Origin of the sequence: Mameliella sp. MMSF_3455 (assembly GCF_030733205.1) — a bacterium.
Taxonomy (GTDB): Bacteria; Pseudomonadota; Alphaproteobacteria; order Rhodobacterales; family Rhodobacteraceae; genus Antarctobacter.
Genome location: NZ_JASHJL010000009.1, coordinates 57249 through 75617 on the forward strand (window position 1 = coordinate 57249; position 18369 = coordinate 75617).

Consider the following 18369-nt stretch of genomic DNA (forward strand, 5'->3'; position numbering starts at 1 on the left):
CGTCACAGCAAAGCTGTGACTCCCCGGAGTATTTCGGGAGAGAAGAAGCCGGGGGCGCGGGACTTGTCGTTGAGGTTCGGCGCGGGAGCGGTGAAGCTGGCGCCATGAGGGCCGAAGACTTCGAGGACCAAAGGACGCTGGTGGCGTGGCTGCGGGAACGGCCGCGGCGGGATGCCGTGGTGATCGCGCATCGGACGGCGCTGCGGGCGCTGCCGCTCTGGGGCGCAGCGATGGGGGAGGACTGGGCGCGGAAAGGTGACTTGACGGCCCTGCCGCCAACGCTGGACAATATTCTGGGCTATATCTCTCTGGAAATCGACCGCCTGCAATCGCGGAACTACCGCGACGCAGAGGATGCCGCCGAGGCACAACGCGAGATCCGGGTTCTGACGACGATCCACGTCGCGCTTTCGCGGCTGGAAACGCTGGTGCCCGATGGCGCCGACATGCCGGAAGCGGACGCAGAACAGGCCGAGAAACTGACCCGGCCGGTGTTTCGCCGTGTCCGCGAGTGGCCGCGGGCCAAACCGGGCACCTTCGACGACAATGCCGCCGACCTGGTCGACCGTGCCTACCGCGCGGCGATGGTCGGCGGGTTCGCATGTCTTGCACCGATGGTAGGAGCAGCCCCGGACAAGGCACTGATCGCTGGAGCCGTCGTCTTTGGTGGCAAGAAGATCATCGACTCTGTGAAAGCTGCGAAAGACGCTTTTGGCCCGGTCAAGTAGCCCTGGAGCCTCCCTTTTCCTGCAATTGCATCTTTCCCGGGGGTTGTGCGGCGGCGGAAAAGGGCGCAAGCTGTTGAAACCTCTGGGGGGCACGGAGGGAAGACAATGTCATTATCGTTGATCCTCGCCTGTGCCTGGGCCGTGCTGGCCAATGTGCTTGCGATGATACCGTCGCGCGACAATCACTGGACGCGCGCTTATGTGCTGATTGTTCTGGGTGTGCCGCTGGTCGGCTATGTCACCTATCAGAATGGCCCCTGGGTCGGGTTCTTTGTTCTTTTTGCCGGGATGAGCATGTTGCGGTGGCCGCTGCGCTACCTGTTCCGCTGGGTGCGGCGGGCCGCACGGTAGGGCGGGTCGGAACGGATTTGCCCGGCGGCTCAGGGCCGAGGCGGCGACGGACCGCAGCTGACCCCTTGCGGAACGCGGCGGCGCGGCCTAGCACCCATGCCATGACAGAGCTTCCCGAACCGCGCGGCCGGCTGACCCCGGGCCGCAACCTGAGCGAATTGACCTGGCTGCGCGTAGGCGGGCCGGCGGACTGGCTGTTTCAACCGGCCGACCTCGACGACCTGCGGGCGTTCCTGGCGGCTCTTCCGGCAGAGGTGCCGGTTTTTCCGATGGGCGTTGGGTCGAACCTGATTGTCCGGGATGGCGGGTTGCGGGCGGTGGTGATCCGCCTCGGGCGCGGGTTCAACGGGATCTCGGTAGAGGGCACACGGGTCACTGTGGGGGCGGCGGCGCTGGATGCGCATGTGGCCAAGCGAGCGGCCGAGGCGGGTGTGGACCTGACATTCCTGCGCACGATCCCCGGCAGCATCGGCGGGGCCGTGCGGATGAACGCGGGCTGCTACGGCACCTATGTTGCCGATCACCTGGTCGAGGTGCGGGCGGTGACGCGCGCGGGCGACCTGGTGACGATCCCGGCGGCGGATCTGAACCTGTCCTACCGGCAGAGCGAGTTGCCCGAGGGCTGGGTGCTGGTCGAGGCGGTGTTCGACGGGCTGAAAGGCGATCCCGAGGCGTTGGCCGCGCGCATGGCGGCCCAGCTGAAAAAGCGTGACGAGACGCAGCCCACCAAGGACCGGACCGCCGGCAGCACCTTTCGCAACCCGGCCGGGTTTTCCTCGACCGGGCAGGCCGATGACAGCCATGACCTGAAGGCCTGGAAGGTGATCGACGAGGCCGGGATGCGCGGGGCCACGATGGGCGGGGCGCAGATGTCGCCCAAGCATTCCAATTTCCTGGTCAACACCGGCAGCGCGACGGCGGCGGAACTGGAAGGGCTGGGCGAGGAAGTGCGAAAAAAGGTTTTCCAACACTCTGGAATAGAGTTAGACTGGGAAATCATGCGGGTCGGTGAGCCGGCGCGCTGATTTGGGCCTCCGTTAAACGACAAGATCAAGAGCAGGGCCCGGCGACCACAGGCAGGTTGCACGAATTATTGCGGGATCACCCGCGGCAGATAAAGGCGACGGGGGCGAACCCCGCGCATTGGGGCGGGGGCATTGTCCTTCGTTCGTAATTGGGGGCGGTGCCCCCGGGCAGTTGAGGCGTTTTGGGGATGTCGAGCAGGACACTCCCGAAAGTGGTGGTACTGAAAGGCGGACCCTCGGCAGAGCGCGAGGTGTCGCTGGTTTCCGGACGGGAATGTGCCGCCGCTTTGAGGGGCGAAGGGTATCAGGTGATCGAACTGGACGCGGGGCCGGACGTGGCCGCGCGTTTGCAGGAGGCCGCACCGGACGTGGTGTTCAACGCCCTGCACGGGCGCTGGGGGGAGGACGGCTGTGTCCAGGGTCTGCTGGAATGGCTGCGGATCCCCTACACGCATTCCGGTGTGCTGGCCTCTGCCCTGGCCATGGACAAGGAAAAGACCAAGGAGGTCTACCGCAGCGCCGCGCTGCCGGTGGCGGACAGCCTGCTGGCGGGGCGCGACGAGGTGCAGGCGCGCCACGTCATGGCGCCGCCCTACGTCGTCAAACCCTACAACGAGGGGTCCTCGGTCGGGGTCTACCTGGTACATGAAGAGGCCAACGGCCCGCCGGTGCTGGCCGCGACCATGCCCGAGATGGTCATGGTCGAGGCCTTCGTGCCCGGGCGCGAGCTGACGACCAGCGTCATGGGCGACCGGGCGCTGGGCGTGACCGATATCGTGACCGACGGCTGGTATGACTACGACGCGAAATACAAGGCGGGCGGATCGCGCCACGTCTGTCCGGCCGACATCCCTGGGGACATCACCGAAGCCTGCCTGGACTACGCGCTGCGCGCGCACCGGGCGCTGGGGTGCCGGGGCGTGACGCGGACCGATTTCCGTTGGGACGAGGCGCGGGGCATGGACGGGCTGATCCTGCTGGAAACCAACACGCAGCCGGGGATGACGCCGACCTCGCTGTCGCCCGAGCACGCCGGGTTGATCGGCATGACCTTCGGCCAGTTCTGTGCCTGGATGGTGGAGGATGCCTCATGCGATCGCTAGAGTTCCGCGAGGGTGACGATCCGCAGATGGCCCGGCTGGACCCCCGGGCATCGCGGCTGAAATACCGGATCGAACGGCTGATGCTGACGCCGTTCTTTCGCTTTTCCCTGCGGGTTCTCCTGCCATTTGCCCTGTGCGCTGGCGCCGGGGCGGCCTGGTTCTCGGTCGAGGAGAACCGCGAGGATTTCAACCTGATGATCTCGGAGGTGCGGGCCGCGGTCGAGAACCGCCCGGAGTTCCAGGTGCGCATGATGGTGGTCGACGGGGCCGACGAGGCGCTGATCGACATGATCCGGGCCGAATTGCCGATCGATTTCCCGATCAGCTCGTTCGACATGGACCTGGACCGGCTCCAGCGCCGGGTTGTCGCGCTGGACGAGGTGAAATCCGCCGAGGTGCGCGTGCGCCAGGGCGGCGTGCTGCAGGTGGACGTGGTGCAGCGGCAGCCGGTGGTCCTGTGGCGAACCGCTGCCGGGGTGGACCTGCTGGACGAAGGCGGGATCTTTGTTGCGCGGGCCGAGCATCGCGCCGATTTCGCCGACCTGCCGGTGATCGCGGGGGACATCCTGCGGCCCGAGGCGGCGGCGGCGCTGCAAAAGCCCGCGTCGGACCGCACCGAGAAAGAGGCCGAACTGGCGGAGGCGGCGCAGGTGCGCATGGCGCTGGCCGTCGAAGAGGCCCTGCGGATGGACGCGCTGACCGGCCCGATACGCGACCGGCTGCGCGGGTTCGAGCGGATCGGCGCCCGGCGCTGGGACGTCGTGCTGGACCGTGGTCAGCGCATCATGCTGCCCGAGAAGGGGGCGGAACGGGTACTGGAACAGGTGATCGCGATGGCGGTGACGGAAGGCGTCGACCTTCTGGCGCGCGACCTGGTCGCGGTCGACCTGCGGTTGCCACGGCGGCCGACGATACGAATGACCGATGCAGCCGCACAGGAGATGCGGCGCATCAAGGCGATCGAGGCGGGTAGGGAAGTCAAACAATGATCGAGCTGTACGAGTCACAAAGGGCGATGCGGAACATGCGGCGCGCGGCGATGCAGCGCGGCGTGGTGGCGATCCTGGACGTGGGATCGTCCAAGGTGGCCTGTCTCGTGCTGCGCTTTGACGGGTCGGACCCGTCGGACGACGGCATCGGGTCGCTGGCGGGGCAGTCCGGGTTCCGCGTGATCGGCGCGGCGACGACGCGCTCGCGCGGGGTCTGTTTCGGCGAGGTGCAGGACATGGGCGCCACCGAGCGCGCCATTCGCACTGCCGTGCAGGCGGCGCAGAAGATGGCGGGCATCCGGGTGGATCATGTCATCGCGGCCTTTTCGGGTTCCGAGCCGCGGTCCTATGGTCTGGCCGGCAAGGCAGAGGTCATGGGCACGACGGTGGACGAACAGGACGTGGCCCGTGTTCTGTCGGCTTGCGACGTGCCGGATTTCGGTCCGGGACGCGAGGTGCTGCACGCGCAGCCGGTGAATTTCGTGCTGGATCACCGTTCGGGGCTGATCGACCCGCGGGGGCAGATCGGCAACGAGCTGGGCTGCGACATGCACATGCTGACGGTCGAGGCGCAGGCGATCCAGAACCTGGCCCATTGCGTCAAGCGCTGTGACCTGGAACTCGCGGGGCTGGCCTCCTCGGCCTATGTCTCGGGCATCTCCGCGCTGGTCGAGGACGAGCAGGAGCTGGGCGCGGCCTGCATTGACATGGGCGGCGGTGCGACCGGCGTGTCGATCTTCATCAAGAAACACATGATCTACGCGGATTCCGTCCGTATGGGCGGCGATCACGTCACCCGCGACATCAGCCAGGGGCTGAAGGTCTCGATGGCGACGGCGGAGCGGATCAAGACCTTTTACGGCGGTCTGGTGGCCACCGGCATGGACGACCGCGAGATGATCGAGATCGGCGGCGATACCGGAGACTGGGAACACGACCGGCGCACCGTGAGCCGCGCCGAGCTGATCGGCATCATGCGCCCACGGGTCGAGGAGATCCTGGAGGAAGTGCGGGTGCAGTTGGATGCGGCGGGGTTCGATCACCTGCCGTCACAGCAGATCGTGCTGACCGGCGGGGCAAGCCAGATCCCGGGGTTGGACGGGCTGGCCTCGAAGATCCTGGGGCAACAGGTCCGGCTGGGACGTCCGTTGCGCGTGCACGGCTTGCCGCAGGCGGCGACCGGGCCGGGGTTTGCGACGGCGGTGGGCCTGTGCCTGTTCGCGGCGCATCCACAGGACGAATGGTGGGACTTCGAGATCCCGGTGGACCGGCTGCCGGCGCGCTCGCTGAAGCGGGCGGTGCAGTGGTTCCGCGACAATTGGTAGGTGGGATCGCCGGGACGGGACTGTTTGCGGCTTGCGCCGCAAAGGCACCCGCCCGCCGACCCTTGGGACAGGCTGCGCCTGTTTCGTAGCTTCTGAAGGCGCCGAGGACATCCGGTTCGCAAGGGGCGGGAATTCTGTGGTCCGCGCGCGATTTCGCGGGTGACAGTGCTTTCGGGGCACGTTAGGTTATGCACAGGCGCCCGTGGATAAGAGGCGCCAGGAGGGTCGGGCAGGCGCTCCGGACATTGTAGAGACATGAAATCGCGCAGGGACCAGCCCTGTGCCCGGTGTCGTATTTTGCGCCGGAATTGGTGGCAAACACCAGATATGTGGATATCTCCGATATCGGCGGAATTGAGCCGTAAAATTGGCCATATTTTGTGGCTTTTTTGCGTTTTTCGCGTGACGGACGGGACCTCAAACGGTAGGATTCAAGGGAACAGGCCGTGCACAGGCCTGAAACCGGAAAAAAGACAGGCGGACATATCATGGCACTGAACCTTTCGATGCCCGGGCAAGACGAGCTGAAGCCCCGTATTACGGTCTTTGGCGTCGGCGGGGCAGGCGGCAATGCCGTCAACAACATGATCGAGAAACAGCTCGAGGGCGTCGATTTCGTCGTCGCGAACACCGATGCCCAGGCGCTGGCGCAGAGCATGTCACAAAGCCGCGTGCAGCTAGGCGTCAAGGTGACCGAGGGGCTGGGCGCCGGTGCGCGCGCCAGTGTCGGCGCCGCCGCGGCCGAAGAGAGCATCGAACAGATCGTCGATCACCTGGCCGGCGCGCACATGTGTTTCATCACCGCCGGCATGGGCGGCGGTACCGGGACAGGCGCGGCCCCGATCATCGCGCAGGCCGCGCGCGAGCTGGGCGTGCTGACGGTCGGTGTCGTGACCAAGCCCTTCCAGTTCGAAGGTGCCAAGCGGATGAAACAGGCCGAAGCGGGTGTCGAAAGCCTGCAGAAGGTCGTCGACACGCTGATCATCATTCCGAACCAGAACCTGTTCCGCCTGGCGAACGAGAAGACGACCTTTACCGAGGCCTTCTCGATGGCCGATGACGTGCTGTACCAGGGTGTCAAAGGCGTGACCGACCTGATGGTGCGCCCGGGCCTCATCAACCTCGACTTTGCCGACGTCCGCGCGGTGATGGACGAGATGGGCAAGGCCATGATGGGCACCGGCGAGGGCGACGGCGAGGATCGCGCGGTCCAGGCGGCCGAGAAGGCTATAGCGAACCCGCTGCTGGACGAGATCAGCCTGAAAGGCGCCAAGGGCGTGCTGATCAACATCACCGGCGGCCACGACCTGACCCTGTTCGAACTGGACGAGGCGGCCAACCGCATCCGCGAGGAAGTGGACGCGGACGCCAACATCATCGTCGGTTCGACGCTGGACGACAGCATGGCCGGCCAGATGCGTGTTTCGGTCGTTGCCACCGGCATCGACGCCACCGAGAACGTGCACGACGTGCCCGTGCCGCGCCGCAAGCTGTCGCAGCCGCTGGGCGGCACTTCGGCCCCCGCCGGTGAACCCGAGCCGCAGCCCGAACCGCAGCCGGTGGCTGCCGAACGTGCACCCGAGCCGGAACCCTCGCTGTTCGGTCAGATGGACAGCCACGAGCACGCGGAGCCTGTGCAATCGCGCGACTATGACGAGGTGATCGAGGAGCCGGCCGCCGACGACGGTCTGCCGCCGCCGGCCTACCGTCCGCAGGTTGCCGAGTTCCGCCCGGCGCCCGACACGATCGAGGCCGACCCGCAGGACTTCGTGGCACCGCGCCCCGCAGCCCCCGGCACGCCCAGCCCGGCGACGCTGGACCGGCTGAAGGCCGCAGCAGCCCGGACCCGCGAAGAGGTGCAGCAGGAGGCCCCCGCGCCGCAGCCCGCACCGGCGCCGGCCGAGGAAAAATCGCGCTTCAGCGTCAACTCGCTGATCGGTCGCATGACCGGCCACGGCGAGCACGCAGCCCAGCAACAGCCGCGCCGCGCCCAGCCGCCGGTGCAGGCGCATCGCCCGGCTCCGGTCCATGACCACGAGCCCGAGGCAGAGGACGACCGGATCGAGATCCCGGCTTTCCTGCGCCGCCAGGCCAACTGAACCAAGCCCGGAATTTCAGCAGCGGGTCCGACTGCCTGCTGAAATTTCCAAACCTCGTGAGATCGCCCTCTGCCGCTGCAGGGGGCGATTTCATGTTCGGGGCGCGTGTTTCAATGCGTTCACAAATGGCAACACTCTTGCCAGAAACCGGTTTTTCCGGGGTGATTCGAGCCAGTTTCCGCGCGGTCGTTTTGGGCGATTTTCTGAATTAAAAACAGTGATTTAATCTGGTTTGTTCATGCCCTTGGCGGGGTTTTGCCGATTGTTTCAGCACCATGTTTCACACGGTTACAATCTTTGATTTGAGGCGGTGCCGCAGCTTGGTTACCTCCGTCTCCAAAGCCGCGTCCAGGTTGGGGGGACGTGCGCAAAACAGGGGCAGCCTCGTGCAAACAACGCTTCGGTCTTCGATCACATTCACAGGTGTCGGCCTTCATTCGGGCCAGCCTGCGCGACTGACAATTCGTCCGGCCAGTGCCGACTACGGCATCTGGTTCAAACGCACGGACATCCGTCTGGGCGACACGATGATTGCCGCCCGATGGGACGCGGTCGAGGCCTCTCCGCTCTGTACGCAGATCGTCAACCGCGCGGGCACATCGGTGTCCACGGTGGAACATGTCATGGCGGCCCTGGCCGGCTGTGGCGTGCACAATGCCCTCATCGAGATCGACGGACCCGAGGCCCCCATCCTCGACGGGTCCTCGGTGGCTTTCGTGCGCGGCATCCTGGCCCGCGGCCTGCGTGAACTGGCGGCGCCGGTGCGCGCCATCGAGATACTGGCCCCGGTCGAGGTCAAGACGGACACCGGCTGGGCGCGGCTGTCGCCGGGCCACCCGGGGCAGGGGCTGTCGATGCAGTTCCATATCGCCTTTGCGGATGCGGCCATCGGTGAGCAGACCAAGACCATGGACCTGGCCAACGGCGCTTTCGTGCGCGAGCTGTGCGACAGCCGCACTTTCTGCCGTGCCTCGGATGTCGACGCGATGCGCGCCGCGGGCAAGGCTCTGGGCGGGACCTATGAAAACGCCGTCGTGGTGGATGGCGACCGGGTGCTGAGCCCGGGCGGGCTGCGCTATTCCGACGAGGCCGTGCGCCACAAGATGCTGGACGCCCTGGGCGATCTGGCGCTGGCCGGCGCGCCGATCCTCGGCCATTACGAGGGGCACAAGGCCGGCCATGCCATGACCAATGCCTTGCTGCACGCTCTCTTTGCGGCGCCCGATGCGTATCGTGTCGTTCTGTGTGACAGCAGGCAGGCGGGGCGGTTGCCGGGCGCCGGTGTCGGGCGCCACGAAATACCGGCTGTGGCCTGAGCCGCACGCATGGGCAGCATGGCGCGCATTAATCGGGCCGTAAGACATTTTGCACCGGAATTTTCTGTGCTAGACCCCTCGCAACGGGCGGCCCGCCAAAGGGACGCCGAACGGAGTAGAGGGTGTTCGGGCATGTCTGGGGGCAGATCGCGAAAACTGGTGATCGTTGCGTTGGCGGTGGCTCTGGCCCTGCCGGGGTGCGATTCGCTTCGGCGGCGCGAGGTCGGGCCGGGCAATGTCCCGCTGGAGACCTACACCGCCAAGCAGATCTTCGAGCGTGGTGAATACGAGCTGTCTCGCAGCGATCCGAAGGACGCCGCCTTCTACTTTGGCGAGGTCGAGCGGCTTTATCCCTATTCGGACTGGGCCAAGCGCGCCTTGATCATGCAGGCCTATGCCTACCACGAGAACAAGGATTACGAGAACGCGCGCTCTGCGGCGCAGCGGTTCATCGATTTCTACCCGGCCGACGATGACGCGGCCTATGCGCAATACCTGCTGGCATTGTCCTACTACGACCAGATCGAACTGGTGGGCCGCGACCAGGGCCTGACCTTCCAGGCGCTGCAGGCGCTGCGGACGGTGATCGAACGCTATCCCGACAGCGAATATGCGCGGTCCTCGATCCTGAAATTCGACCTGGCCTTCGATCATCTCGCGGCAAAGGAGATGGAGGTCGGCCGGTACTACCTCAAGCGGCAGCACTATGGCGCCGCGATCAGCCGCTTTCGCGTGGTGGTCGAGGATTTCCAGACCACGACACACACGCCCGAAGCGCTGTTCCGCCTGATCGAAGGCTATCTCTCGCTGGGCCTGCTGGAAGAGGCGCAAACGGCGGGGGCGATCCTTGGCTACAACTACCAGTCGACCGATTGGTACGAGGATGGCTACAAGCTGTTGCAGAAGCAGGGGCTGAAGCCCACGGCGCTTGGCGACAACTGGCTGTCGGCCATCTATCGCCAGATGATCAAGGGCGAGTGGTTGTAAGAGGCATCGGGCCCGTGCCCGGACCAATGGCGGACCATGCTGCGCGCGCTTGAAATCAGGGACATGTTGATCATCGAACGGCTGGAACTCGAGTTCCAGCCGGGTCTCAACGTGCTGACCGGGGAGACCGGTGCAGGCAAGTCGATCCTGCTGGATTCGCTGGGATTCGTGCTGGGGTGGCGCGGGCGGGCGGAACTGGTCCGTTCCGGCGCCGACCAGGGCGAGGTCGTGGCCGAGTTCGACCTGCCCGAGGACCATGCCGCCTGGGCGGTACTCGAAGAGGCCGGCTTGCCGATCTCGGATGAGCTGATCCTGCGGCGGGTGAATACCAAGGACGGGCGCAAGACCGGATGGGTCAACGATCGGCGCGTGTCGGGCGAGGTGCTGCGGCGGTTGTCCGAGACGCTGGTTGAATTGCACGGGCAGCATGATGATCGGGGCCTGCTGGACCCAAGGGGACACCGGGCGATCCTGGATCTTTATGCGGGCGCCGGAGAAAGCCTGGCCGAGGTGCGGCGCCGCTGGCGCGCCGTGGGCGCGGCACGCAAGGAGCTGGAGACGGCCCAGTCGGCGCTGGACGCGGTTCAGGCCGAAGAGGAATTCCTGCGCCACGCCGTCGACGAACTGGACAAGCTGGACCCGCAACCCGGCGAGGAGACCGAGCTGGACGCGCGCCGCCGCATGATGCAATCGGCCGAGAAGATCCGTGATGACATTGCCCAGGCCTCCAGCGCGCTGGGGTATGACGGGGCAGAGGGCGCGATGGCCAATGCGCTGCGCTGGCTCGAAGGGGCGGCGGACAAGGCGGAGGGCCGCCTTGAGGCGCCGATCGCCGCGCTGGCCCGGGCGATGGCGGAACTGGACGAGGCCGCGAACGGCGTGGCCGATTGTCTCGAGGCGCTTGAGTTCAACCCGCTGGAACTTGAAGAGGCCGAGGAGCGCCTGTTTGCGATCCGCGGGCTGGCGCGCAAGCACCAGGTGATGCCGGACGATCTGCCCGGGCTGGCGGCGGAACTGTCAGAGAAGCTGGCGGCGCTGGATGCGGGCGAGGCGCGCATCGGCGACCTGCGCAAGGCGATGGACACGGCAGAGGCGGATTACGACAAGGCGGCGACCGAGCTGACGGCGATGCGTCGGGCGGCGGCGGTGCAACTGGACAAGGCGGTTGCCGGCGAACTGGCGCCGCTCAAGATGGAGCGCGCAGTGTTCCAGACCGCCGTGACCGAGGCACAGGCCGGGCCAGAGGGGCGCGATGCGGTGGCCTTTACCGTGGCGACGAACCCGGGCGCGCCGGCGGGACCGCTGAACAAGATCGCCTCCGGCGGGGAGCTTTCGCGGTTCCTGCTGGCACTGAAGGTTTGCCTGACAGAGGCCCAGGGGCGCGGGGCCACGATGATCTTTGACGAGATCGACCGGGGCGTTGGCGGGGCCACGGCGGATGCGGTGGGGCGGCGGCTCAAGGCGCTGGCGGAAGGCGGGCAGGTGCTGGTCGTGACCCATTCGCCGCAGGTGGCGGCGCTGGGGGGGCATCATTGGCGGGTGGCCAAGCGGGTGGACGGTGAGGTGACGCTGTCCGAGGTCGTCCCGCTTGCCGCGGGTGAGCGCGAGGACGAGATCGCGCGAATGCTGTCGGGGGACACTGTCACGAAAGAGGCCCGCGCGGCGGCGCGGGCACTGCTCAAGGCATAGGTCTCGGGTCGCGGGCACGGGCCGGGCGAACCCTTGGCGGTTGCAGCCGCAGGGAAAGCCGGTTTGCCCGCATGGGCAAGGCCGAAGTGGGGGCTGTCGCGTGGGCGTGATGCCCGGTGTGGCCGGTCCTTCGGGATGCCCCGGCTGCCGGGACTGCGCCCGTCAGCGGCCCACCCGCCGGCCGCGGCCCGCTTTCAGGTGCTTGCGGTCAGTTCCCCGGCACCAGCTTGCCGGGATTCATGATGTTCTGAGGATCAAGCGCGCGTTTGATCGCGCCCATGACCTGCCACCCGTCGCCGTGCTCTGCGGCCATGAAAGGCAGTTTGCCATAGCCCACGCCATGTTCCCCGGTGCAGGTCCCCCCCAGTTGCAGGGCGCGTTTCGCCATGCGGGCGGCAAGGTCCTTGGCGATCTGCAGTTCTGCGGGCTGGTCTGGATCCACCAGCAGGATGGCGTGAAAGTTGCCGTCGCCGACATGGCCCAGGATTGGCCCGGGAATGCCGCTGGAGGCGATGTCGGCTTGCGTGGCCTCGACGGCCTCTGCCAGGCGCGAGATCGGCACGCAAATGTCGGTGACGACGCCGCGCGCCCCGGCGCGCGAGGCGAGGATGGCGTAATAGCCGTTGTGGCGCATCGCCCAGAGCGCGCGGCGTTCCTCTTCGCGGCCGGACCAGCGGAAGGCGCTGCCGCCGTGATCGGCGACGATCTCGGCAAAGCGTTCGGCGTCCTGCGCGGTGCTCTCGGGGCTGCCGTGGAATTCGACCATCAGATGCGGCGCCTCGGCCATGTCGGTTCCGGCATAGGCGTTGAAGGCGCGGGCGGTCTGGTCGCAGGCGAATTCGATCCGGGCCATCGGGATGCCCATCTGGATCGTCTCCATCACGCAGGCGGTGGCGGCCCCCATGTCGGGAAAGGCGCAGATGCCGGCGCTGATCGCCTCTGGCACGCCGTGCAGACGCAGGGTCAGTTCCGTCGCGAGCCCCAGCGTGCCCTCCGAGCCGACCATGAGCGCGGTGAGGTCATATCCGGCGGCGGATTTGCGGGCGCGTGTGCCGGTGCGGATCATGCGGCCGTCGGCCAGCACCACCTCCATCCCCAGCACGTTGTCGCGCATGGTGCCATAGCGCACGGTGGTCGTGCCCGAGGCCCGCGTCATTGCCATACCGCCGAGCGAGGCATTGGCGCCGGGATCGACCGGAAAGAAGAGGCCCGTGGCGCGCAGTTCCTCGTTCAGCGCCTCACGCGAGACGCCGGGCTGCACGGTCACGTCCATGTCGGCGGGGCGGATTTCCAGGACCTTGTTCATCAGGCGAAAATCGACGCTGATCCCGCCTTGCAAGGCCTGCCCGTGGCCCTCCAGCGAGGTGCCCGCGCCCCAGCCGATCACGGGCACGCTTTCGCGGGCGCAGATCTCGACGATGCGGCGCACTTCTTCGCTGGTGCGCGGATAAGCGACGGCCTGGGGCGGGGTATTGGGAAAATAGGATTCCGAGGCGCCATGCGCTTCGAGATCGGGCTTGGACAGGCTCACGCGTTCGCCTAGGAGGGTTGTGAGATCATCGATCGCCTGGGCGATGGGCATGGGGGCCTCCGGAAAACTGGTCGGTTCACCTTAACCAGTACCTGCGGCGCGGGAAAGTCACCGGATTGAGGGAGGCCGGATTGCCGAGCCTGCTGCAACAGCAATTGCTCAGGATTCGCTCCGGCTTTGGCCGAGGCTGGGACATGGTGCGCCATCGCGGGCCGGGCCAGATCCAGTTCTGGTTCATCGCGCTTGGGCTGGGCGTGGCCTCTGGCCTTGCCGCCATCGCCTTTCGCTTTGCGATCGAGAGCCTGCAGACCGTGGTTTACGGCACGCCCGATCCACAGAGACTGCATTCCTTTGCCGAGGGCCTGCCCTGGCTTTGGGTTCTGCTGGTCCCGGCGTTGGGCGGCATCGTGGTGGGCATCATCCTGCATGTGGCCACGCCGGACGGGCGGGTGCGCGCCGTGGCCGACGTGATCGAGGGCGCGGCGCTGAACGACGGACGGGTCGAGAAGAAGGCCGGGATCGCCTCGGCGCTTTGTTCGTGGATCACCCTGTCGACAGGGGGCAGCACGGGCCGGGAAGGGCCGGTGGTCCATATTGCGGCCATGTGTTCGAGCTGGGTGGCCAATACGCTGAAGGTGGACGGGATCACCGGGCGCGACCTGCTGGGCTGCGCGGTGGCGGCGGCCGTTTCGGCCAGTTTCAACGCCCCAATCGCCGGGGCGCTCTTCGCGCTGGAGGTGGTCCTGCGGCACTTCGCGTTGCATGCTTTCGCGCCCATCGTGGTGGCCAGCGCGGCGGGCACCGTCATCAACCGGCTGGTCTATGGCGACGTGACGGAATTCGTTCTGCCCGGCACGACGACGGTGGAATTCTACCTGGAGCTACCGGCCTTCTTCATCCTCGGGCTGGTCTGCGGGGGCGTCGCCGTCATCATGATGCAGTCGATCTTTTTCGCTGATGACATGGAGACCCGGCTGCAAAAAAAGCTGGGCCTGCCCTATTGGCTGCGTCCGGCGGTGGCGGGTCTCTTGCTGGGCGGGGTCGCGATCTTTTTCCCGCATATCATCGGGGTCGGGTACGAAACGACGAGCCGCGCCCTGACCGGCGGCCTGTTGATGCACGAGGCATTGGTCTTTGCGATGGTCAAGGTGGCGGCGGTGTCGATCACGATGGCGGGGCGTATGGGGGGCGGAATCTTTTCGCCTTCGCTGATGGTGGGGGCGCTGACCGGACTGGCCTTTGGCCACATCGCAACGAGCGTTTTCCCCGATGTCTCCTCGGCTTTTACGCTCTATGCGCTGGCGGGCATGGGCGCGGTGGCGGCTGCGGTGCTGGGAGCGCCGATCTCGACCACGCTGATCGTTTTTGAACTGACAGGGGACTGGCAGACCGGGCTGGCGGTCATGGTGTCCGTGTCGATGTCGACCGCCCTGGCCAGCCGCGTCGTGGACAGGTCGTTCTTTCTCACCCAGCTGGAGCGCCGCAATGTCCAGCTGGCGGCGGGGCCGCAGGCCTACCTGCTGGCCATGTTCCGGGTGCAGGGCGTGATGCGCAAGCCGACTGACGAGGGCGCGGCGGACGAGGCAACCTGTGTGCAGATGATCGAGGACGGTCTTTATGTTCAGGCCGGGGCAACGCTGAAGACGGCCTTGCCGATGCTGGACCGCACCGGCGAGCCTTTCCTGCCGGTGGTGACGATGGACACGGGCGAGCCGGTTCTTCAGGGGGCGCTGTTCCACGTCGACGCGCTGAAGGCGTACAACCGGGCCTTGGCGGCCACGGCCGAGGAAGAGCACAGTTGAAGCGGTGGCCCTACTTCTGGATGTAGCGAAGGCCGTCATCGCCGATTTCCTGGCCCGCCAGGTCGGCGTAGCTGGCCCCGGCAGCTAGGGCCATGTCCCAGACCTCGGCAAAGGAGTGGCGCACCTCCGGCGGCACGGTGCAGCCGCGGGTCTGTTCGATCCAGTCGAATTGCGCATCGGCCATGCCATGAATGCGCGACCAATCCCAGACGTAGATGTTGAATTCATTGCGCTGGTCCGGGCACTCGAAGCTCAGGACGAACCGGCGGATCATGGCGACGGGAAAATCGGCCTGGAACATGCGCAACTCCTCCTCCGACCGTGGCGCCTGGCCCGAGGCGGTGAGGGATTGCTGCACTGCGCGCGCCGCCATCAGCCGGTGCACGGGCCAGCCGTTGTCCTCTGACAGCGCGGCCCCTGAGGCGCGGTCGTAGGCCCTGTAGGCAATCGCCAGCGCCTGGTCGTGGTCTTCACGGTCATGATGGGCCTCCCAGAGGTCCAAGAGCGCCTGCGCGTCCTCTGTGCTGGCGGCCAGTGTCAAGAGGCGCAGCAGCTCGTCGGGGTCGGCAGGAGCGACACGTCCGGCGCGGATGTCCCCGGCCAACCAGCCCGCGGCGTGCGGATCGCCCGCGGCAGCGGCCAGCCGGTATTCGACGGCGGCGGCCTCGTGGTCGGGGCTGTGCCCGTCCTCGTCCCGCAACAGCAGACGTGCGGCGTCCAGCCCCGCGACCGTGTCTCCGGCGCGCAGGGCGGCCCGGTACCAGTCCAGCGCCTTGTCCAGGTCGCGGTCGGTGCCACGGCCGGTTTCATGCGCGCGGCCCAGCCAGAACATCGCCTGCCCGTCGCCGGCCTCGGCTGCCTGGCGAAAGAGCGCGACGGCCCGGGCGTCGTCCTGTGGCAGGCCCGCGCCGTCCCAATTCAGGAAGGCGAGGTTCGTCATGGCCATCGGCAAGCCGGCCCCTGCCGCGTCGCGGAACAGGGCTATGGCGCGCTCCATGTCCTTTTCGACGCCGCGGCCATCGGCATAGAGCGCGGCGAGATTGTTGATCGCCAGCGGGAATCCCCCCTGCGCGGCGCGGTCATAGAGGCGCGCGGCCTCTGCCACCCGGTCGTCCGAGGCGTCCAGCGCGCGGGCCAGTTGATAGATGAGCCGCGGGTCGTCGGGATCGGCGGCTAGGGCGGCGCGGCAGGCGGGAATTGCCTGTTCCACGTCCAGTTTCTCGAAGGGGACGCCTGGAAACGGGGCGGGCAGACCGCTGTCCAGGTTGCTGCCCGCTAACCGGTGACAGGCGGCCTCGTTCTCTGCGGCATTGGCGGGCTGGGCCATTGCGGCCAGCGCCAGCGCGCTGACGGCGGCAAGGCAGAGGCGGTGTCCTGTCGAATCCATGTCGTCCTCGGGCTGTGTCCGGGCAATCCTAGCCAAGCCTCGGCAGAGGGAAAGGGCCGTGATACCAGTATCTTTGGCCGGGCAGGGCAAAGGCGGGCCCAGAGGGGCCCGCCTGTCCAGTATGCGCCGGTGTGGACCGGGCGGATCAGTCGATTTTGCCCAGGTTCCGGAGGATGCAGAACTGCATGTCCTGATTGGTGAGGCCTATGCAGGCGGTGACGGCATCGGCAAAGTTGTCATATGTCTTGCCGTTTCTGTGTCCGCCGTTGTGGCCGTAATTGTGATCGCGGTCCCAGCCGCCGCCTCTGTGGTTGTTGCGGTGGCCGTCATGGCGCCCGGCGTTCGGCGGAGCCACATAGCCCGGGTCGCCATTGACGAGGTAATCGCCGTGGGCCCAGCCGGTCTTGCCCGAGGCATGGCGCAGGAGGATCCACTTGCCCTGGCGGCCAAGCTCGGTCACGCGATCGCGCTGGTTCATGGTCATGACCACCGGGTAGTCGGTGCCGGGACCGTTGCGCAGGTTCAGCCCGGCGTAGCCCGGTGCGTAGACATAGTAGGTATGCCCGGCGTGGTCGCGGTCATGCCCGTGGCCATGACCCTTGCCCGGGCCCTTGCCATGTCCTGCGCGGACCTTGTGGGCGGAGAGGAACCGGCGATGGGCATAGCCGACCTTGCCGCGATAAAGGACCTTGTACCATTTGCCGTCCTTGTCGAGCACGCGCAGCGCGTCGCCATGTGCCATCTTGCCGATGACATGGTGCTTGCGGGATGGGCCGCTGCGCAGGTTCAGGTGTCCGTGGCGCGGTGCGTCGACCCAGTAGCGTTCGCCCCGGTCGTGGCCGCCGTAGTGGCCGCCATGACGGTGGCCGCGCGGGCGTTGATCGGTCAGGAAGCGGCTGTGCGCCCAGCCGACGCGGCCCGAGACATGGCGCACCTTGACCCATTTGCCGGGCGCGCGCAGCAGTTCGACCTTGCTGGCGTGGGGCATCTTGCCGATCACCTGGTAATGGGTCGAGGGTCCGGTGCGGAGGTTGAGAAAACCGTCGCGGGGCGCATCGACCCAGAGGGTCGTGGCCGCGGCCGCGCTGGCGAAGAACAGGGCCGAAAGAAATGTGAGCAATCTGAGCATGGGTTCGTCCTTTGTTGTCGGAAGCGATGATCCACACTTGGGCCATTTCACAGGAAACAGGCAATTACGGGCGCTTGTTAGGGGATAGCATGGTTTGATTTCAGTATCTTATGCGGTTCGGCCAAATTGGGGTTTTCGATGGGCAAGCGGGATGTTGCCCCCTGAACCGCCTCGACCGAGGGGGAGCGCGTGCGTTTTGCCACAACCAAAATTGGTAGTAGAAGAAGATCCAACCGTGATCCGCGACCTGGTCTCCTGCTCGTCGCGACCATCTGATTGAGGCTGCACATGGGGCCGGTGTCAGCCTTGCTTCGCATTCCACGCGGATCGTCCGCAGGGCGTGGGCTCTTGCCGCAAGCGCCCGTTACCTTCGGCGGTTCACCGAACGTGCTGGACGACCTCGACGCGCTGATGCGGTCAACAAGACTGGATGCTGAGCCCTCTTCTGGATGGCTTGCTGGAACGGCGCGGCTGAACCGCACGCAAAGGCCCCGCACGCCGGGGCGCACGCGGCCTGAATTCCGTGGAACGGTGTCCTCAGATGTGTTCGACCGTCACGCCGTCCTGACCGTAAAAGGCGAGGTGATCCTTGATCTGGGCGACGTCGCCCTTGGGGTCCTCGTAGGACCAGGCGGCGTTCTCATAGGTCTTCGACTTGGACGCGATCGAAAAATGGCTGGCATCACCCTTGTGCGGGCAATGGGTGCTGTGATCGGTCCGGTCGAGAAGCGCCATAGCGATGTCGGCACGCGGGAAGTAGATGACCGGGGCGTGGCCGTCCTCGTGCAGCTCCAGCGCATTGCCGGTTTCACCCAGCACGGCCCCGCCTGCGCGGACAACCCAGGTGCCGGTGGCCGGCGTGATGGTGATTTTGCTCATGTCTTATCCCCCATGTCTTTTCCCCGCAT

General features: G+C 66.6%; 15 protein-coding genes. 11 read left to right on the forward strand and 4 right to left on the reverse strand.

The window, feature by feature from the left end; translation table 11 throughout:
* Window positions 1-104: 104 nt before the first annotated feature.
* The 10 genes from RBB42_RS08845 (at window position 105) to recN (ending at window position 11612) form a co-directional block, all read left to right on the forward strand.
* Window positions 105-728, forward strand: coding sequence for a hypothetical protein (locus tag RBB42_RS08845; RefSeq protein ID WP_305970471.1), 624 nt, complete (start codon window positions 105-107; stop codon window positions 726-728).
* A gap of 105 nt (window positions 729-833) precedes the next feature.
* A complete protein-coding gene (locus RBB42_RS08850; RefSeq protein ID WP_305970472.1) occupies window positions 834-1079 on the forward strand; it encodes a DUF2484 family protein in 246 nt (81 codons plus the stop codon).
* A gap of 101 nt (window positions 1080-1180) precedes the next feature.
* Window positions 1181-2104: a UDP-N-acetylmuramate dehydrogenase gene (murB, locus tag RBB42_RS08855; protein WP_305970473.1), complete on the forward strand. Its 924-nt coding sequence runs from the start codon at window positions 1181-1183 to the stop codon at window positions 2102-2104.
* A 182-nt stretch (window positions 2105-2286) separates the two neighbouring features.
* The gene (locus RBB42_RS08860) at window positions 2287-3207 is read left to right on the forward strand and encodes a D-alanine--D-alanine ligase (RefSeq protein WP_305970474.1); all 921 of its coding nucleotides are present in this window, start codon (window positions 2287-2289) and stop codon (window positions 3205-3207) included.
* On the forward strand, window positions 3195-4196 hold the full coding sequence (locus RBB42_RS08865; protein ID WP_305970475.1) for a cell division protein FtsQ/DivIB: 1002 nt from the start codon (window positions 3195-3197) through the stop codon (window positions 4194-4196). The genes RBB42_RS08860 and RBB42_RS08865 overlap by 13 nt, the downstream gene beginning before the upstream one ends.
* A complete protein-coding gene (gene ftsA / locus RBB42_RS08870; RefSeq protein ID WP_305970476.1) occupies window positions 4193-5521 on the forward strand; it encodes a cell division protein FtsA in 1329 nt (442 codons plus the stop codon). Before RBB42_RS08865 ends, ftsA begins: the two co-directional genes overlap by 4 nt.
* Before the next feature lie 488 nt (window positions 5522-6009).
* Window positions 6010-7620: a cell division protein FtsZ gene (gene ftsZ / locus RBB42_RS08875; protein ID WP_305970477.1), complete on the forward strand. Its 1611-nt coding sequence runs from the start codon at window positions 6010-6012 to the stop codon at window positions 7618-7620.
* Window positions 7621-8006: 386 nt separating this feature from the next.
* A complete protein-coding gene (gene lpxC / locus RBB42_RS08880; RefSeq protein WP_305970478.1) occupies window positions 8007-8936 on the forward strand; it encodes a UDP-3-O-acyl-N-acetylglucosamine deacetylase in 930 nt (309 codons plus the stop codon).
* A 132-nt stretch (window positions 8937-9068) separates the two neighbouring features.
* Entirely contained in the window at window positions 9069-9923 is an 855-nt protein-coding gene (locus RBB42_RS08885; protein WP_305970479.1) for an outer membrane protein assembly factor BamD, read from the forward strand.
* Between the two features lie 36 nt (window positions 9924-9959).
* Window positions 9960-11612 carry a DNA repair protein RecN gene (gene recN, locus RBB42_RS08890; protein ID WP_305970480.1) on the forward strand — a complete coding sequence of 551 codons (1653 nt, stop codon included), beginning with the start codon at window positions 9960-9962 and terminating at the stop codon, window positions 11610-11612.
* Between the two features lie 208 nt (window positions 11613-11820).
* Here the strand turns inward: recN and RBB42_RS08895 are convergent, their stop codons facing one another.
* A complete protein-coding gene (locus RBB42_RS08895; protein WP_305970481.1) occupies window positions 11821-13194 on the reverse strand; it encodes an FAD-binding oxidoreductase in 1374 nt (457 codons plus the stop codon).
* 143 nt (window positions 13195-13337) lie between these two features.
* Between RBB42_RS08895 and RBB42_RS08900 the strand changes: the two genes are divergently transcribed.
* Entirely contained in the window at window positions 13338-14945 is a 1608-nt protein-coding gene (locus tag RBB42_RS08900) for a chloride channel protein (RefSeq protein ID WP_305970498.1), read from the forward strand.
* A gap of 10 nt (window positions 14946-14955) precedes the next feature.
* Here the strand turns inward: RBB42_RS08900 and RBB42_RS08905 are convergent, their stop codons facing one another.
* The 3 genes from RBB42_RS08905 to RBB42_RS08915 form a co-directional block, all read right to left on the reverse strand.
* Window positions 14956-16332, reverse strand: coding sequence for a DUF2610 domain-containing protein (locus RBB42_RS08905; protein WP_305970482.1), 1377 nt, complete (start codon window positions 16330-16332; stop codon window positions 14956-14958).
* Window positions 16333-16477: 145 nt separating this feature from the next.
* Window positions 16478-17461: an SH3 domain-containing protein gene (locus RBB42_RS08910; RefSeq protein WP_305970483.1), complete on the reverse strand. Its 984-nt coding sequence runs from the start codon at window positions 17459-17461 to the stop codon at window positions 16478-16480.
* A 537-nt stretch (window positions 17462-17998) separates the two neighbouring features.
* On the reverse strand, window positions 17999-18340 hold the full coding sequence (locus tag RBB42_RS08915) for a DUF427 domain-containing protein (protein WP_305970484.1): 342 nt from the start codon (window positions 18338-18340) through the stop codon (window positions 17999-18001).
* Between the last annotated feature and the right edge of the window lie 29 nt (window positions 18341-18369).

Coding starts and splice junctions, on each gene's coding strand:
- RBB42_RS08845 (WP_305970471.1), top strand. CDS start 105: ATGAGGGCCGAAGACTTCGAGGACCAAAGGACGCTGGTGGCGTGGCTG.
- RBB42_RS08850 (WP_305970472.1), top strand. CDS start 834: ATGTCATTATCGTTGATCCTCGCCTGTGCCTGGGCCGTGCTGGCCAAT.
- murB (WP_305970473.1), top strand. CDS start 1,181: ATGACAGAGCTTCCCGAACCGCGCGGCCGGCTGACCCCGGGCCGCAAC.
- RBB42_RS08865 (WP_305970475.1), top strand. CDS start 3,195: ATGCGATCGCTAGAGTTCCGCGAGGGTGACGATCCGCAGATGGCCCGG.
- ftsA (WP_305970476.1), top strand. CDS start 4,193: ATGATCGAGCTGTACGAGTCACAAAGGGCGATGCGGAACATGCGGCGC.
- ftsZ (WP_305970477.1), top strand. CDS start 6,010: ATGGCACTGAACCTTTCGATGCCCGGGCAAGACGAGCTGAAGCCCCGT.
- RBB42_RS08885 (WP_305970479.1), top strand. CDS start 9,069: ATGTCTGGGGGCAGATCGCGAAAACTGGTGATCGTTGCGTTGGCGGTG.
- recN (WP_305970480.1), top strand. CDS start 9,960: ATGCTGCGCGCGCTTGAAATCAGGGACATGTTGATCATCGAACGGCTG.
- RBB42_RS08895 (WP_305970481.1), bottom strand. CDS start 13,194: ATGCCCATCGCCCAGGCGATCGATGATCTCACAACCCTCCTAGGCGAA.
- RBB42_RS08900 (WP_305970498.1), top strand. CDS start 13,338: ATGGTGCGCCATCGCGGGCCGGGCCAGATCCAGTTCTGGTTCATCGCG.
- RBB42_RS08905 (WP_305970482.1), bottom strand. CDS start 16,332: ATGGATTCGACAGGACACCGCCTCTGCCTTGCCGCCGTCAGCGCGCTG.
- RBB42_RS08910 (WP_305970483.1), bottom strand. CDS start 17,461: ATGCTCAGATTGCTCACATTTCTTTCGGCCCTGTTCTTCGCCAGCGCG.
- RBB42_RS08915 (WP_305970484.1), bottom strand. CDS start 18,340: ATGAGCAAAATCACCATCACGCCGGCCACCGGCACCTGGGTTGTCCGC.